Here is a 17,041-nt window from a genome sequence, read left to right as displayed (position 1 = left end):
ATCGCCCGCACACTGTGACCGACCTCCTCACCCGTCGCACCCCCACCCCGGTGCCCGCCCGTCCGCGGCGCACCGGGGTGGGGGTGCTCATTGGCACCATCCTCGTGATCCTTGCGAGCGCGAGCCTGTTCATCGGGGTCTCCGATGTCTCGCCGCTTGCGCTGCTCACCGGCGGGCCCGACAGCAGTGCGGCGTTCCTCCTGGTGACCAGCCGCATCCCACGCACCGTCGCCGTTCTCCTGGCCGGCGCGTCCCTGGGCATCGCCGGCCTGATCATGCAGATGCTGGTGCGCAACCGGTTCGTCGAGCCCGGCACCACCGGGGTCACCGAATTTGCCACACTCGGAATGCTGATCAGCACCGTTTTCTGGCCTGGGATGGCGGTGGTCGGCAAGATGGCCGTCGCCGCGGTGTTCGGGCTGCTGGGCACCTGGGTGTTCCTGAGGGTCGTGCGCGCGGTGCCCGTGCGCCAGCTGGTGCTCGTGCCGTTGGTGGGCATCATGCTCGGCGGCATCGTCGGGTCGGTCACGGTGTTCTTCGCGTATCGGCTCGACCTGCTCCAGTCGCTCGGGCAGTGGTCACAGGGCAGTTTCGCCTCGGTGATGCAGGGCCGCTACGAGTTCGTCTGGATCGCCGGGGCCATGGTGGTCGTGGCCTGGTTCGCCGCGGACCGGTTCAGCGTCATCGGCATGGGCGAGGACTTCGCCACCAACCTCGGCCTCGACTACCGCCGCGTCGTGGCCGTGGGCATGGTCATCGTCGCCCTCATCACGGCGTCGGTCCTCGTGACCTCCGGGGTGATCCCGTTCCTCGGCCTGGTGGTGCCCAATGTGGTCAGCCTCATCATCGGCGACAACGCGCGTCGGTCCATCCCGTGGATCGCCGGCCTCGGCGCCGTGTTCGTGATCGCCTGCGACATCGTCGCCCGGGTGGTGCGCTTCCCCTACGAGATCCCGCTGTCGGTCATCGTGGGCATCATCGGCGCCGCCCTGTTCCTCTGGCTGCTACTGCGAAGGAGGGGTCGTGCTCACTGACACCGTCACCGGCCGCACGCCGGCGCCCGCCCGGCTCGGCCCGCTCTGGGCCCGCCCCGGGCTGCGGTTGGCCCTGCTCGCGATCGTAGCGCTCGCCCTGGTCGCGGTGTATTTCTTCACGGATGTGCCCGGCTCGTTGGCCTTCGCGGTCAAGATCCGCAGCCTCACCGTGCTCGCCATGCTGCTCGTCGCCACCGCGGTGGGCGTGTCCACCGTGGTGTTCCACACCATCACACAGAATCGCATCCTCACCCCGTCGATCATGGGGTTCGACGCCTTCTACGTGCTCATCTCCACGGTGATCGTGTTCTTCTTCGGCCCGGCGTCGTTCCTGGGCGCCGACCCACTCACCCTCTGGCTCGTACAGGTCGTGGTGATGGTGGCGTTCAGCGTGTTCCTGTTCACCTGGCTGTTCGGCGGCAAACGCCGCTCGATCCACCTGATGCTGCTGGTCGGCATTGTGCTGGGCACCTTTTTCCGCAGCTTCACCGAGTGGATGCAGCGGATGCTCGACCCGCTGGACTTCCAGGTGCTCTCCGACGCGATGTTCGCGTCGCTGACCCGCCCCGACGAGACCCTGTTGCTGCTCACCGGCGCCGTCGTGCTGCTCGCCTGCGCCGCCGTCCTGCCGCTGCTGCGCATCCTCGATGTGTTGACCCTGGGGGAGCCGGCGGTCGGACTGGGGGTGAACCATCGGCGCACTCTGCTGATGCTGTTCACCATCGTGTCGGTGATGATCGCCGCGTCGACCGCTCTGGTCGGGCCGATCCTGTTCTTCGGCCTCATCGTCGCTAACCTCGCGTACTCCTACGCCGGCACCTTCCGCCACGTGTGGACGCTGCCGACGGCCGTGCTCATCGGGGTGATCTGCCTGCTCGGCGGGCAGATCGTGCTCGAGCAGGTGTTCAACCTCGGCGGCAGCCTCTCGATGATCATCGAGTTCGCCGGCGGGCTCTTCTTCCTCTACCTGGTTCTGCGAAAGGGGGCGCGATGATCGTTCTCGACGGCGTCAGCAAGCGCTACAACGGTCACACCGTGCTCGATGAGGTGAGCATCGCGTTCGGTGCTGAGGGGGTGACCGCGCTCATCGGCCCCAACGGTGCCGGCAAGTCAACCCTCTTCGGTGTCGTGGGGCGCCTCATCCGTCCCGAGGCGGGCAGCGTCGCCGTGGACGGTTCGGACGTGGCCACCGCCCGGTCGAGCGACCTCGCGAAGACCCTCGCCGTGCTCCGTCAGGACAACCACATCGCCGCGCGCCTCACCGTGCACGACCTCGTCGAGTTCGGCCGTTTCCCGCACTCGAAGGGGCGACTCACGGTCACCGACCGCGACCACGTCGACCGGGCCATCGACTACCTCGAGCTTGATGACTTTCGCAACCGGTTCCTCGACGAGCTCTCCGGCGGGCAACGGCAGCGGGCGTTCATCGCGATGGTGCTCGCGCAGGACACCAAGTACATCTTGCTCGACGAGCCGCTGAACAACCTCGACCTGCGCCATATGACCGAGATCATGAAGCTGCTGCGCCGAATGGCCGACGAGCTCGGCAAACGTGTCATCGTGGTGCTGCACGACATCAACTTCGCCGCCACCTACTCCGACCGCATCGTCGCCATCCGCGATGGCCGGGTCGTGGCGGATGCCGCCGCGGCCGAGATCATGCGCCCGGAGGTTCTCGAGGCGGTCTACGACACCAAGGTCGACGTGCGCCAGATCGACGGCCGCCCGGTCGCCCTCTACTACTCCTGATCCGCGCGGGCTCGCCCCAGCCGCGCTCGCCTTTAGGTACCGCCGGCCGAGCCGGGCGGATGCGCCTCCGCCGCCCTGTGCACCATCCACCCGGGGTGTCAGTGGCAGCAAGTACGATTGACCTCGTGGTTACCGCCCTGTATCGCCGTTACCGGCCAGAGACTTTTGCCGAAATGATCGGTCAGTCCCAGGTGACCGATCCGCTCATGACCGCCCTGCGCACCAACAGGGTCAATCATGCCTACCTCTTCAGCGGACCCCGCGGCTGTGGCAAGACCACCTCCGCCCGCATCCTCGCCCGCTGCCTCAACTGCGCAGAGGGCCCCACCGACACCCCCTGCGGCGTCTGCCCCAGCTGCGTTGAGCTCTCCCGCGACGGCAGCGGCTCGCTCGATGTGGTCGAGATCGACGCGGCCAGCCACAACGGTGTCGACGACGCCCGCGACATCCGCGAACGCGCCATCTTCGCGCCGGCCCGCGACCGCTACAAGATCTTCATCCTCGACGAGGCGCACATGGTCACCCCGCAGGGCTTCAACGCGCTGCTGAAGATCGTGGAAGAGCCGCCGGAACACGTGAAGTTCATCTTCGCCACCACCGAGCCCGAGAAGGTCATCGGCACCATCCGTTCGCGCACGCACCACTACCCGTTCCGGCTGGTGCCGCCGGCGCCCATGCTCGACTACGTGCAGCAGCTCTGCGACAGCGAGAACATGACCGTGGCGCCCGGCGTGCTGCCGCTCGTGGTGCGTGCCGGCGGCGGCTCGCCCCGCGACACCCTCTCGCTGCTCGACCAGCTCATGGCCGGCTCCGAGACCGACGCGATCGAGTACGAGCGCGCCGTGGCACTGCTCGGCTACACCCACGCGACCCTGCTCGACGACGCCATCGACTCCATCGCCGCCCGCAACTCCTCGGCCGCGTTCGACGCCGTCGACCGCGTCATCCAGACCGGTCAGGATCCCCGCCGCTTCGTCGAAGACCTGCTCGAGCGCATGCGCGACCTCATCATCGTTGCCGCCACGAGCGCCGCCGCCGCCGCGGCCGTGCTCCGCGGCGTGCCGCAGGACGAACTCGACCGTATGCACGTGCAGGCGTCCAAGTTCGGTCCCGCCGAGCTGAGCCGCACCGCCGACATCCTCAACGCCGCCCTCACCGAGATGACGGGCGCCACCTCGCCGCGCCTGCACCTCGAGCTGATGATCGCGCGCGTGCTCATCCCCGCCGCCGACGACAGCACCCGCGGCGCCCTCGCCCGCGTCGAACGTCTCGAACGCCGCATCGGCGTCGACGGCGGCAGCACGGATGCGCCGGCTGAGCCCGCTCCCGCCGCCACGGCCCCACGCACCCCGGCTGCTGCACCGGCGCCGCGCACCCCGGCCGCGGCATCGGCCCCGCGCCCTCCCGCCGCACAGGTTTCCCCTCCGGTCGCGACCCCGCCGGCTGCGACGACCGTCCCTCCAGCCGCCCCAGGCTGGGCCACCCGGACGCCGGGCACCCCCGCTGCCATGCCGGTCGAGCCCGCCGCGGCGGTCGCCACCAGCCCGGCTGCCGACGTGAGCCCCGATCGCGCCCAAGCCGACCGTCCCGATCCGACCGCCGAGACGCCGCCGCCCGCCGCCCCCGTCGTGCCCGTCGGTCCGGTCACCCTGGCCCAGATCAAGGACGCCTGGCCCCAGATCCTCGAGGCCGTCAAGGAGGTCAAGCTCAGCGCCTGGCTCGTGGTCTACACCGCCCGCGTGCTCGATCTGCGCGGCGAAGACATTCTCGTGCTGTCCTTCCCCAGCGAGCAGGACATGCAGGGCTTCAAAGCTCAGCAGGCTCCAGGCCAGGGCGTCAGCGAGTTCCTCCGCGGCGCCATCGTGAAGGTGCTCGGCCTGCGGGTGAAGTTCATCGCCCGCGCCGACTCCGAAACCTTCGCGCCCACTTCCGCACCCGCGTCCTCTGCCGAGGTGCCCACCTCCGGACCAGCTGCCCCGGTGCGCCAGGGTAACTCGTCCGCAGCAGGGCAAGGCCCGGAGGGGAACTCCCCGGCCGGCGCGACGCCAACCGCCTCGACGACAGGGTCAGCGCCCGCTGCCTCCGCGACGAGCACCACGCCGACCTCGGCCGCTGTCGATCTGCCTTCGTCCGGTCCCGCCGTCTTCGGCGGCCCGTCCGGCGATGCCACCTCCAGCTCCACCTCTGGTACCGGCCCGGCATCGGCCATATCCACCGGCACCGCGACGGCGACCCTCGCACCGCCGGCCACCTCCACAGGCTGGGCCACCGTGGTCATCCCCGGATCCGCTGCCGCCCTGGCCGCTGCCGAGACCGCGGCCGGTGAACCCATCGTTGTCCCGCCCGTCCTCGGGGCACCCGGCAGTGCATCCACCAGTGCACCCACCAGCGCGCCGACCAGCGCCCCCGCCGGCACACCCTCCGCCCCCGCCGGCACACCCTCCGCCCCCGCCGGCACCCCGGACGCCACGAGCGCCCCGGCCGACACCGCACCGTCGTCAGCACCAGCCGCCGCACCCACATCTGCCACGTCGCAGTCTGCGCCGCAGTCCGCGCCGTCCTACGACTACGCGCCCGAGCCCGACTTCGAGCCCCCCTTCGACGAGGAGCCGCCGCCCTACGACGACCTTCCGCCGGACCCGCAGCAGTTCGCCGCACCCCCGGAACCGCCCCGTGGCACCCGGCCGGACACCCAGCAGGCCCCAGGCCAGCAGGCTCCCCGCCAGCAAGCCCCCGGCCGGCGTTCGCCCGCGTTCGCCGAGAAGCAGCGCTACGGCGAGGCCGTGGTGCGCGAGATCCTCGGCGCCACCTTCATCGAGGAACAGCCGCACGACCCGATCTCGCGACAGAGGAACGATAACTAAATGTACGAAGGCATCGTTCAGGAACTCATCGACGAGCTCGGCCGGCTGCCCGGCATCGGCCCCAAGTCGGCGCAGCGCATCGCGTTCCACATCCTGCAGACCAAGAACTTCGACGTGACCCACCTGGCCAACGTGCTGCTCGAGGTGCGCGACAAGGTGAAGTTCTGCGAGATCTGCGGCAACGTGTCCGAGCAGGACACTTGCATGATCTGCCGCGACCCGCGCCGCAACCCCACCTCGATCTGCGTGGTCGAAGAGGCCAAGGACGTCGTCGCCATCGAGCGCACCCGCGAGTTCAAGGGTCTCTACCACGTGCTCGGCGGGGCGATCAGCCCCATCGACGGCATCGGCCCCGACGACCTGCGCATCCGTCAGCTGATGACGCGCCTCGCCGACAACACTGTGCAGGAGGTCATCATCGCCACCGACCCCAACCTCGAGGGCGAGGCCACCGCCACCTACCTCTCCCGCCTGCTGACCACCCTCGACATCAAGGTCAGCCGCCTGGCCTCTGGCCTGCCCGTCGGCGGCGACCTGGAGTACGCCGACGAGGTCACCCTGGGCCGTGCTTTCGAGGGCCGCCGCACCGTCACCAGCTAGCGCTCCGCCCGGTCGCCCGGGCTCCGCCGCGCCCCGGGAGCCCCACGCCACCCCGCCTCGCACACGGCGTCACATGAACGCCCGAGAATACGAACGCATTTAGGATGGGAGCGCGGGATGTCGCCGCGTACCCGGAAGCCAGGAGTGCCCACGTGAGCCTGATCGTGCAGAAGTTCGGCGGATCATCCGTTGCCGACGCCGAGAGCATCAAACGCGTTGCCAAACGCATTGTCGACACCAAGAAAGCCGGCAACGACATCGTCGTGGCCGTCTCCGCGATGGGCGACTCCACCGACGAGCTGCTCGACCTCGCCCACGAGGTCACCCCGATCCCGGCGCCCCGCGAGCTCGACATGCTGCTCACCGCCGGCGAGCGCATCTCCATGGCCCTGCTGGCCATGGCGATCAAGAGCATGGGCTACGACGCCCGCTCGTTCACCGGCAGCCAGGCCGGCATGATCACGGATGCCCAGCACGGCGCCGCCCGCATCGTCGACGTCACCCCCGGACGCCTGCGGGATGCCCTCGACGAGGGCGCCATCGCCATCGTCGCCGGTTTCCAGGGCTTCAACCGCGACACCAAGGACATCACCACCCTCGGCCGCGGCGGCTCCGACACCACCGCCGTCGCCCTCGCCGCCGCACTCGGCGCTGACATCTGCGAGATCTACACGGATGTCGACGGCATCTTCAGCGCCGACCCTCGCGTGGTCCCCAAGGCGCACAAGCTCGAGCGGGTCTCCAGTGAAGAGATGCTCGAGCTCGCCGCCGCCGGCGCCAAGGTGCTCTACATTCGCGCCGTGGAATATGCTCGCCGGCACGGGGTCACGCTGCACGTGCGGTCGTCGTTCAACAACAACACCGGCACCATTGTCTACAACCCGGGCGCCACCAGCCCGTACGCCACCGAAATATTGAATGGAGAGCCCGTGGAAGAGCCCATCATCGCGGGGGTCGCCGCCGACCTCAGTGAGGCCAAGGTCACCGTCGTCGGTGTCCCCGACATCCCCGGCAAGGCCGCGCAGATCTTCAAGATCGTCGCCAAGACCAACGCCAACGTCGACATGATCGTGCAGAACGTGTCGGCCGCATCCACCGGTCTGACCGACATCTCGTTCACCCTGCCCAAGTCGGAGGGCCAGCAGGTACTCACCGCGCTCACCAACGAGCAGGCCAACGTCGGTTTCGCCGGCCTGCAGTACGACGACCAGATCGGCAAGCTCGCCCTGGTCGGCGCCGGGATGCGCACCAACACCGGGGTCTCGGCGAAGCTGTTCGAGTCGCTGTTCGAGGCCGGCATCAACATCGAGATGATCTCCACCAGCGAGATCCGCATCTCCGTTGTCACCCGCGCCGACACCATCAACCAGGCCCTGCGCGTGGTGCACACGGCCTTCGGGCTCGACAGCGACGACGAAGCCGTCGTGCACGGCGGCACCGGCCGCTAAGGCCCCGTCCCGCCCGCACGGCAGCCAACTGTTGCCCATGCGGACTTCTGCGCCCGGTACGCCGGCACCATTTGTCCGCATCGGCAACAGTTGAACCCCGCGGGCACCCACCGGCCCGCCAGCCCACCGGATGCCAAAACCCGCGCACCCCCGGCATAACTCCTGCAATTTCTGCCAAAAACCCATGTTTTGTCCCGTTTGGGCTCCAACCGGGGAGAATTGCAGGAGTTATGCGCATCCCGGCACGAGACCGACCCGCACCAGACTTGACTGAGTAAGGACCACACAGTGACCAGCACCGCAGCCACCAGCACCGCAGCACCCCGCCGCGCCGGGATCAACATCGGCGTCGTCGGCGCCACCGGCCAGGTCGGCGCCGTCGTGCGGCGCCTGCTCGAGGAGCGCGACTTCCCGGTCGCCAGCATCCGCTACTTCGCGTCCGCGCGCTCCGCCGGCACCGTGCTGCCCTACAAGGGTGAGCGGATCGTCGTGGAAGACGCCTCCACCGCCGACCCCACCGGACTCGACGTCGCGATCTTCTCCGCCGGCGCCACCCTGTCCAAGAGCCAGGCGCCCCGGTTCGCCGCGGCCGGCGTCACCGTGGTCGACAACTCGTCGGGCTGGCGGATGGACCCCGACGTGCCGTTGGTGGTCAGCGAGGTCAACCCGGAAGCCATCGACCAGGCCGTCAAGGGCATCATCGCCAACCCGAACTGCACCACCATGGCCGCCATGCCTGTGCTCAAGGTGCTGCACGACGAGGCCGGCCTCGAACGGCTCATCGTGAGCACCTACCAGGCGGTCTCCGGCAGCGGCCTGGCCGGCGCCCAGGAGCTGGCCAGCCAGATCCGCGCCGCGGCCGGCGACGACAACCTCTTCCAGCTGGTACACGACGGCTCCTCGGTGAGCATGCCCGAGCCCACCATCTACAAGCGGCCGATCGCGTTCGACGTCATCCCGCTGGCCGGGTCGATCGTCGACGACGGTCTGTTCGAGACCGATGAGGAGAAGAAGCTCCGCAACGAGAGCCGCAAGATCCTCCAGCTGCCCGAGCTTCTCGTCAGCGGCACCTGCGTGCGGGTGCCGGTCTTCACCGGCCACTCGCTGTCGATCAACGTCGAATTCAGCAAGCCGATCTCCGTCGCCCGCGCCACCGAGCTGCTCAGTGACGCGCCCGGCGTGCAGCTGAGCGACATCCCGACGCCGCTGGAGGCCGCCGGCGCCGACCCGAGCTTCGTGGGCCGCATCCGTCAGGACCCCGGAGTGCCCAACGGCCGCGGCCTGGCGCTGTTCATCAGCAACGACAACCTGCGCAAGGGTGCGGCGCTGAACGCGGTGCAGATCGCCGAGCTCATCGCCGCGAAACTCGCGACCCAAGTCGACATCGGATAGCCCCGCGGGCACGCCGCCGGGTCCGCTCCGCTATTGTCAGAGCTTGTGGAGACGATCAGGGCAGCAGGAACCGGGAGCCGGGTGGCTTTCGCCGTATTCGCGGCGACCGCGCTGGCGCTCATCGGCTCAGCACTCATCCAGCTCGTACTCGGCGGCAACGCCGAACACCTGTTCATCGCCCTGATGGCCGTGGCCGTCACGGGCGTCCTCGAGATCCCCCGGCTCCGGCTGGGCACGGTGCCGCACCGTAGCCCGGTGGTCAGCCTGCCCATCGTGGTCGTCCTGGCTCTCGACCCGGTCTTCGCGCCGCTGATGTCGGTGGGCTTGGTCTGCCTGGGCGTTCTGATCGTGGTCTGGGTCCGCGCCCACCGGCCCGAATTGGCGTTGTACGCGGCCGGGCTCACGGGCCTGGGCGGTGCCGCGTTCGCGGGCGTCCTCGGCCTGCTCAAGTCCCTCGATGTGACCGCCGCCGGCGCAACAGCCGCCGCAGCGGTCGCCTACCTCACCACGGTGGTGGTCCTGGAGGCCCTCCGCCGGCGGTTCGACCGGCCCAGCCTCGACCTTGGCCCAGGACGTCACTACTCGGTGGCCCGCCTGGCCCTGATCGGCGGCGGGTTCGCCGGGTTCTGCTCACTGATCAGCCAGTGGACGCATCCGTTCTTCGACACCCGCACCGATACCCTCGCCACCGCCGTCACCCTGGTGCCCCTCGCGATCGTCGGCGTCGGCACGATCCTGCTCGTACGCGCCAAGGCGATGCGCCGCCGCCTGGCCGGCGTGGTCGACGGAGTCATCGACCTCAACGCCACGAACCACTTCGTCAAGTCCGGCGGGCAGGCCACGCCCATCACCATCAGCCCGGCCAGCAGCAGCGTCGACCTCGCCAGCGTGCTGCGTCGCGCCGCCATCGCCACGGTGGGCGTCGAATCCGCCGGCATCCGGCACGAGCCGGCCGGCCTGGGCGAGATCGACGCCCCGCTGTCGATCGGCGCGCTCGGCCAATACCTGGTGGCCCGCCGCGACGTGATGGACTACCCGTTCACCGGGGATGACCGACGCGCCCTGCAGGCCCTCGCGCACACCGCCGACGTGGTCTACGCCGCCCGGGAGAGCATCGGCGGCCTCACCATCCGCGCCAACACCGACCCGCTCACCGGGCTGCCCAACTATGGTGCCTTCCAGGATGCCCTGGCCAACATCAACGACCACCGCGACTACTCCGAGGCGCTGGCCGTGCTGTTCATCGACCTCGACGACTTCAAACGGATGAACGACCGCTACGGCCACCAGGCCGGCGATGAGATTCTCAGTGAGATCGGTCGTCGACTCAGCGCCGTCATCCGCCCCTACGACGTCGTCGCCCGCGTCGGCGGTGACGAGTTCGTCGTCATCCTCACCCGGCTGTCGTCGCTGGCCGAGGCGAAGCTGCTGGCCGAGAACATCATGGAGGCCACCGGCGAGCCCCTCGCCGTCAGTGGCACCGTGCTCAACCCGATCCTCAGCATCGGTCTGGCCTACTCCGCGCACCGCGAGACGGATGTCAACCAGCTGCTGCGCGACGCCGACCGCAGCATGCTCGCGATCAAGAAGTCCCGCCGCCGCGGCGGCCCGGCCAACGAGAGCAGCATCAACATCTCCGGGCACCGCTCGTCGCAGATGAACGACATCGTCGCTCGCGCCATCGACGAAGACCTGCTCGAACTGGCCTTCCAGCCGATCGTGAGCCTGGTCACCGGCCAGATCTGGGCCTTCGAGGCGCTGGTGCGGTACTCCGACCCCGAGCTCGGCCCGTTGTCACCGCCGTCGCTGGTGGAGAAGGCCAAGAGCCTCGGCCGGCTCGACGCGCTCACCCGCCAGGTGGCCCTGAAGGCGATGGCCGCCGCTGCGGACTTCCGCCTGATCGAACCGCGCATCGTCTGCATGACCATCAACGTCGAGGCCGGCCAGATCCTGCCGCAGCGGGTCGGCAGCTTCGTCGAAGAACTGGCTGACCGCTACCCGGGCATCTCGCTCTGCCTCGAACTCAACGAACGCTCTGTCGCCCGGGTGTCCACCGCGGTGCGCGCCCAGGCCGACCACCTCCGCGACATCGGCATCATGATCGCCCTGGACGACTACGGCTCCCAGGATTCCTCGGTCGACGCGCTGGTGCGGATGCCGATGGACATCCTCAAGATCGACAAGAGCCTCGTCGACGACCTCGACGATGTGCGCCAGCGTGAGGTGCTCACGGCCCTGCAGGGCTTCGGTGACAACCTCGAGTATTCGATGATCGTGGAGGGTGTCGAGAACGAGGCGATGGCCACCCATCTCTCCGCGTTGGGCATCCGCAGCGCCCAGGGTTTCCACTACGGCGTGCCGCGCAGTTTTGAAAAGACCCTCGCCCGCCTCGAAGAGTTCGGGGCTGCCGCGGTACTGCCCGTGCGCGCCGCGTCTGAGCTCCCCCTCTGAACGCTAGGGTCGCAGTATGGTCGAGCAGAGTTTGAGGTTGCCGCACGTCGGCGTGCGGGAGCGCGTTGAGCGGTCCGTTTTCCTCTCCCAGCTGCTCCTGGCCGCGGCCACCCTGCTGCTCGTCGCGGTCACGGTCGCCAAGGACGCGTCAATGTTCGTGGAGCCGCTCTACTTCCTCGGCGTCATGGTCATCTTCGCTACCACCGGACTGGCCGCCGCCGTGCCCTGGCGCCGGCTGCCCAAGATCTGGATCATCGTCCTGCCACTGCTCGACATCGTCGGGCTCACCCTGGCGCGCGAGGCGCAGCCGCAGCTCGGCGTCAGCTTCCTGCTGGTGTTCCCGGTGATCTGGCTGTCGACCCACTTCGGTCAGGCCGGCGCCGCCGGCAGTGTCATCTTCGCCAGCGTGCTGCTCTGGGCCGGCCTGCCGTTGAAGCTCTTCACCGACCCGAACAACGCCACCGGCTATGCCACCTCGCAGGCGCCGCTGCTGGCCGTCGTGACGATCATGCTCGCGTTCGTGGCCTCCGTCACCTACACCACCAACCGGCGAGCGCTGGCCCAGCGGGTGCTGCTCACCCAACAGGCCGGTCTGTTCGAGGCGGCCCTGCAGCGCTCCCGGCGCCAGGAGCAGACCCTCGACGAGATCTTCAACACCGTCGACTTCGGTGTGGTCGGCTACGACAGCGACGGACGGGTCAACTTCGTCAACCGGGCCCAGCGGTCCATGCTGACCCGGTTCGGCGTCAGCGACGGCATCGGCCTGGCCACCATCGTCTACAAGGAGGACGGTGTCACGCCCTTCGACGGTCCCGACCGGCCCACCCAGCGCGCCATCCGCGGTGAAACCGTTGACAGGGTCACGGTGTGGCTGGGTTCCCCCGACCAGCCGCAGGCCGCCGTGCTCGTGTCGGCCCGGCCCATCCACGACCACACCGGCCGGTACGACGGCGGCGTGATCGTGACCCGCGACGTCACCGCCGAGGTGCGGGCCGTGCAGGCCAGGGACGACCTCGTCGCCTCGGTCTCCCACGAGCTGCGCACCCCGCTCACCTCGATCCTGGGCTACCTCGAACTCGCTCTCGACGACGAGACGATCGACCCCGACACCCGTCGGATGCTCGAGATCGCGTCGAAGAACTCCGACCGGCTCCTCGAAATCGTCTCCGGCCTGCTCACCGCGGCCAGCGAGTCCAAAGAGGGTTTGGCGCTCACCGTCGCGCCCTGCGACCTGTCCGCGATCATCACGGAGGCCGTCGAGTCGGCCGAGCCGCTCGCCGCGCAACGCGGCATCCGGTTCGAACTGGCCGAGCTGACGCCGATCACGGTCACCGCGGATGCCTTTCGGCTGCGCCAGGTGATCGACAACATCTTCTCCAACGCGATCAAGTACAACGTGGAGTCCGGCAAGGTCAGCGTCGAGGTGCTGGAGGTGTCCTGCGGCATCGAGGTGCGCGTCGCCGACACCGGCCGGGGCATGAGCGAAGACGAACAGGGCAACCTCTTCGACAGGTTTTACCGGGCCGACTCGGTGCGGGGCTCCAGCGTGCACGGCACGGGACTGGGCCTGAGCATCAGCCGGGACATCATGCGCGAACACGGCGGCGATCTGCGCCTGGAGTCGACCAAAGGCAAGGGGACGACGGCAATCGCCACGCTCCCGGTAAACAGAGGTTGAGCGTGGCACGCCGCGCTCAACGGGGGACAACATGCACCTAGACGGACCCACCCTGCAGATGATCAGTGGGTTGATCACGATCCTGTGCGGGGTCTCATTCATCTTCAACACCGCGCTGAACCGCAACGACCCGCCGGGCCGTTTGTGGAGCCTCGCGTTCGTGGCGGGCATCATGGTGGCCGTCGGTTACGGCGTCTACATCGTCAGCGCCGAGGCATGGTGGTCGATCACGTTCGCCAACGTGTCCCTGGTCATCGCCGTCGGCGCGCTCTGGTCGGGCAGCAGGGTCTACAACGGCCGCGGCTCCGGCTTCGCCGTGGTGGGGGGCCTGGCCCTGGTCGTGGGCGTCATCAGCCTCCTCCCCGGCGCTGACGGCGGCGAGTGGGCCGGGGCTGCCCCGCTCTGGCTCGTCGTGGCGCTGATGGGCGCCTTGGGTGGCACCGAGGCCCTGCGCGGCCGTCTCCGCCGCAACGTCAACGGGCGGATCTTCGCGCTCGTGCTCTTCGTCGTCGCCCTCTTCTACTCCGGCCGCGCCATCGTCTTCACCGTGGACGGCGTCGACAGCGCCACCTTCATCACCTTTTTCAACTCGGGCACCACCTCGATCCTCAACATGGCGCTCATCGTGACGACCTGCGTCGCCACGTCGATCCTGCGCGCGGAGCGGGTTGGCAGCAACGCCGTCGGCGACATCACCGTGGGCATCCATTCGGCCGCGGGCGTGCTGTCCGGCACCGCGTTCCAGCAGGCCGCCACCGACCATCTGCAGCGGGCCGAACGGGCCGAGCTGGGCCTGGCCCTGATCGGCGCGGACATCGACAACCTCCCCGAGATCAACACGGCGTTCGGGCGCGTCACCGGTGACGAGGCCATCGCCCGCTTTGCGGACACCCTCCGCGGCAGCGCGCCACTATTGGCGCAGATCGGACACCCGGCTGCCGGCCGCTTCTACGTGCTGGCCGCCGTCGGATCCGCGACCGAGGCTCTCACCATCGTGCAGCGGATGCAGAACGCCCTCGTCGACGGACCGATGGGGGAGTCCTACAAAATCCGGCTCACCGCGAGCTTCGGCATCGCGGACACCTTCGACCACGGGTACGACCTCGCGGCCCTCACCGCCGCGTCCGGCCGGGCCATCGACGTGGTCAAGCGCCGCGGCGGCAACGACATCGCCGTGACCACCGAAGCCGCCGTCACCCGGGAACCCTAACCTCGAAACAGCCGGCGGCGGCCTAGGGCACGATCGCGACGGTGATCTGGTCGCTGGCGGTCTGCTTCGCGAACGAGGCCGAGGTGGGCGTGGTCTGGATGAGCAGCTCGTAGGTGAACGACAGTGTGACGCTGGTGGCCGTCGGGTCGAGGGCCGACAGCACGTAGGTCTGTCCGTAGCTGTACGGCGCCTTCATGAGGTAGCCGGGCACTATGGTGGTCTGGTCCACGAAGGGTGCGGGCGGCTCCAGCGCGCCCGTGGGCCCGGTGACGGCCGTAATGACGGTCATCTTGGACAGGAACACGTCCTGGCCGTCGTCGGTGCCGAGCGTGGCGCTGAGGGAGAGGCTCACGGGCTTGTTCGCGCCCGCGGTCCACTCGCCCATGTTCAGGCTCGAGGAGTAGTCCACGGTGAGAGCCGCATCCCCGGCCGTGATCTGGTGCCGGGTCGATCCCGTGGCCAAATCGTTCTCGATCGCCGTGATGGTGGCTTTGGCCTTCGGGGTCGCGGATGGGCTCGCCTCGAGGCCGGCCCAGGGGGCCTGACCGCAGGCGGCGAGAGTAATCGTGAGGCCGGCCGCACAGGCCAGCGCCGCAAGGCGGGTACGGGTTGACGTCGTCATGGGATCCCCCGGGGGTGCACTGGTGCGCGCGGCTGGTGCGCTGGTCTTGAGCATATCTTGTGAAAACCTTGCCCCCGACCGGGGGTCAGACCGTGTTTTGCCCTGACACAGTGGGGACTGTGAATGACAGCAACAACGCCACCCAGACCGCGCCCAGCCCGGATGCCCACGCCAACGAGTTCAATTCGATGGTGGCGGGCCTGCCGACGTACCGGTCCACCGTGGGCTGCATCGTTCCCGCGTACAACGAGGCCGACTCCATCGCCGGCGTGCTCGACTCGCTGCTGGCCCAGACCCGGCTGCCCGACGTCATCCACGTGGTGGTCAACAACACCACCGACGACACCGTGAAGATCGCCAGCCAGTACGCCGGCCCGCACGAGGTCGTCACCGACGGGGTGATGCAGTTCACCGAGGTGTTCGTGCACGACATCGGGGTCAACCCCGACAAGAAGGTCGGCGCGCTCAACTACGGCTTCTCACTCATCGAGGGCTGCGATTTCCTGCTCGGCGTCGACGGCGACACCACAGCGGCGCCGAACGCCGTCGAGCAGCTCGAGGCCGAGATCGCCTCGGACACCCGCGTCGGCGGCATCTCCGCGATCTACAGCATCGACGACACCGTGATCCAGGGCCTCGTCCCCAGCTTCCTCATCGCCGGCCAGCGCGCCCAGTTCGCCGCGTTCAACATGCAGAACATGCTGCGCGGCCGCAACATGGCCGTGCTCGGCGGCCAGTTCTCGATCTTCTCCATCAAGGCCCTGCGCGAGGTCATGGTCGACAGCCACCAGGCCACCCCGTGGGTCAAGGACAGCGAGGTGGAGGACTCCCTGCTCTCGCTGCAGATCAAGAGCGCCGGCTACCTCACCAAGATCAGCGCCCAGGCCCGCGCCAACGTGGGCGGCATGACCACGCTGCGCGGCCTGGATGCCCAGCAGGTCAAGTGGAACTTCGGCGCCATCGAGCTCATGTGGCCCGGTCAGCGCGGCGACACCAAGGGGCAGCCGTTCCACCCCAACCTGCGCCTGCGCTGGCTCGAGAACTTCTCGATGATCGTCAACGTCATCACCCGGGTGATGTTCTTCATCCTGCTGTTCGCTTCGCTGTCGATCGACGCGTTCGTGTTCAGCCCGATCTGGCTGATCCCGCCGGTCATCGCCATCCTGCTCAACTTCCGCACCGCCATGTCGATGAAGAGCCGCACCTGGAAGGACATCGTCTTCGCAATCGGGTTCCTCCCCGCCGAGATCTACATGTGGGTGCGGATCGGCCACTTCGTGCGCGCCTGGACCAAATTCGCCAGCAACAAGCAGGTCGACAACTGGGCCGAGCAGGCCAAGGCCGAGCGCGGCTCCGGCAACGCTTACCTGGTACCCCTCCTAGTGGGACTCGCCGCGGCGGCCGCGATGGTGTTCATCTGGTTGCAGCTACCCATCATGGTCCAGTCCACCATCCTGTGGATCGGATGGCCGATCCTTGGAGTGACCACAGTGCTGCAGACTTTGACTATGTTCTTCACACTGATCAAGCGCCACCGCGGCTACCGGGTGTGAGCGCCCACATCGAGGCCCTCGCCCTGCGCAAACTGCTCGCCCAGATGGGCGGCGACCAGAATATGCAGCGCCGCTTTGTGCACGACTTCGTGCACCTGTGGCACAGCCGGTCCAAGCGGCTGGCCGTGGCGCTGACCCAGCGATTCCCGGATGCCGAGGAAGCCCACGTGGTGTTGCTGAGCATCCGCTCGAGCAGCACCATGGTGGGGGCGGTCACGGTGGAGGCCACCGCCGCGATGATGCACGACGCCCTGCGCGACGGCGATATCGCGGGTTCGGTGAGTCACATGACCAGGCTCAACGAGGTCGGCGAGCTGGCCTGCTCCGACCTGGCCGCCATGTTCGCCCTGCAGCGCTAAGCCCCCGCCCGCCTCGTCGGTCGAGCTTGTCGAGACCCCGCGACGCGCCTACAAGACGCGCCCATCCCGTCGGTCGAGCCT

Annotated in this window: 13 protein-coding genes; 12 read left to right on the top strand and 1 reads right to left on the bottom strand. The window is 68.6% G+C overall.

Annotated features, from left to right (window positions below; translation table 11 throughout):
- Positions 1-14: 14 nt before the first annotated feature.
- The 10 genes from E3T22_RS17260 to E3T22_RS17215 all read left to right on the top strand — a co-directional run bounded on the left by E3T22_RS17260 (position 15) and on the right by E3T22_RS17215 (position 14,426).
- Complete coding sequence (locus E3T22_RS17260) at positions 15-1,034, top strand: ABC transporter permease (protein ID WP_198414968.1); 1,020 nt, start codon at positions 15-17, stop codon at positions 1,032-1,034.
- The gene (locus tag E3T22_RS17255; RefSeq protein WP_134481100.1) at positions 1,024-2,028 is read left to right on the top strand and encodes an iron chelate uptake ABC transporter family permease subunit; all 1,005 of its coding nucleotides are present in this window, start codon (positions 1,024-1,026) and stop codon (positions 2,026-2,028) included. The genes E3T22_RS17260 and E3T22_RS17255 overlap by 11 nt, the downstream gene beginning before the upstream one ends.
- Positions 2,025-2,783 carry an ABC transporter ATP-binding protein gene (locus E3T22_RS17250; RefSeq protein WP_088455140.1) on the top strand — a complete coding sequence of 253 codons (759 nt, stop codon included), beginning with the start codon at positions 2,025-2,027 and terminating at the stop codon, positions 2,781-2,783. The genes E3T22_RS17255 and E3T22_RS17250 overlap by 4 nt, the downstream gene beginning before the upstream one ends.
- A gap of 125 nt (positions 2,784-2,908) precedes the next feature.
- Positions 2,909-5,647, top strand: a complete 2,739-nt coding sequence (locus E3T22_RS17245; RefSeq protein WP_134481101.1) for a DNA polymerase III subunit gamma and tau — start codon at positions 2,909-2,911, stop codon at positions 5,645-5,647.
- Positions 5,648-6,247, top strand: coding sequence for a recombination mediator RecR (gene recR, locus E3T22_RS17240; RefSeq protein WP_088455142.1), 600 nt, complete (start codon positions 5,648-5,650; stop codon positions 6,245-6,247).
- A gap of 152 nt (positions 6,248-6,399) precedes the next feature.
- Positions 6,400-7,695 (top strand): aspartate kinase, encoded by a 1,296-nt coding sequence (locus E3T22_RS17235; RefSeq protein WP_103432718.1) that lies wholly within the window; start codon positions 6,400-6,402, stop codon positions 7,693-7,695.
- 288 nt (positions 7,696-7,983) lie between these two features.
- A complete protein-coding gene (locus tag E3T22_RS17230) occupies positions 7,984-9,087 on the top strand; it encodes an aspartate-semialdehyde dehydrogenase (protein ID WP_134481102.1) in 1,104 nt (367 codons plus the stop codon).
- Between the two features lie 81 nt (positions 9,088-9,168).
- Positions 9,169-11,538, top strand: a complete 2,370-nt coding sequence (locus E3T22_RS17225) for a bifunctional diguanylate cyclase/phosphodiesterase (protein WP_088455145.1) — start codon at positions 9,169-9,171, stop codon at positions 11,536-11,538.
- Between the two features lie 16 nt (positions 11,539-11,554).
- Complete coding sequence (locus E3T22_RS17220) at positions 11,555-13,216, top strand: cell wall metabolism sensor histidine kinase WalK (RefSeq protein WP_134481103.1); 1,662 nt, start codon at positions 11,555-11,557, stop codon at positions 13,214-13,216.
- Positions 13,217-13,247: 31 nt separating this feature from the next.
- The gene (locus E3T22_RS17215; protein ID WP_088455147.1) at positions 13,248-14,426 is read left to right on the top strand and encodes a GGDEF domain-containing protein; all 1,179 of its coding nucleotides are present in this window, start codon (positions 13,248-13,250) and stop codon (positions 14,424-14,426) included.
- Positions 14,427-14,448: 22 nt separating this feature from the next.
- Here the strand turns inward: E3T22_RS17215 and E3T22_RS17210 are convergent, their stop codons facing one another.
- Entirely contained in the window at positions 14,449-15,048 is a 600-nt protein-coding gene (locus tag E3T22_RS17210; RefSeq protein WP_088457849.1) for a hypothetical protein, read from the bottom strand.
- A gap of 119 nt (positions 15,049-15,167) precedes the next feature.
- Here E3T22_RS17210 and E3T22_RS17205 point away from each other — a divergent pair, with 119 nt between their 5' ends.
- Both E3T22_RS17205 and E3T22_RS17200 read left to right on the top strand, forming a co-directional pair.
- Positions 15,168-16,601, top strand: a complete 1,434-nt coding sequence (locus E3T22_RS17205) for a glycosyltransferase (protein ID WP_240632360.1) — start codon at positions 15,168-15,170, stop codon at positions 16,599-16,601.
- A complete protein-coding gene (locus E3T22_RS17200) occupies positions 16,598-16,960 on the top strand; it encodes a hypothetical protein (RefSeq protein ID WP_134408096.1) in 363 nt (120 codons plus the stop codon). The genes E3T22_RS17205 and E3T22_RS17200 overlap by 4 nt, the downstream gene beginning before the upstream one ends.
- The last annotated feature ends 81 nt before the right edge of the window (positions 16,961-17,041 follow it).

Source organism: Cryobacterium sp. TMB3-10, assembly GCF_004402305.1.
Classification (GTDB): domain Bacteria; phylum Actinomycetota; class Actinomycetes; order Actinomycetales; family Microbacteriaceae; genus Cryobacterium; species Cryobacterium zongtaii.
This window is presented reverse-complemented; position numbering and strand designations above follow the sequence as displayed.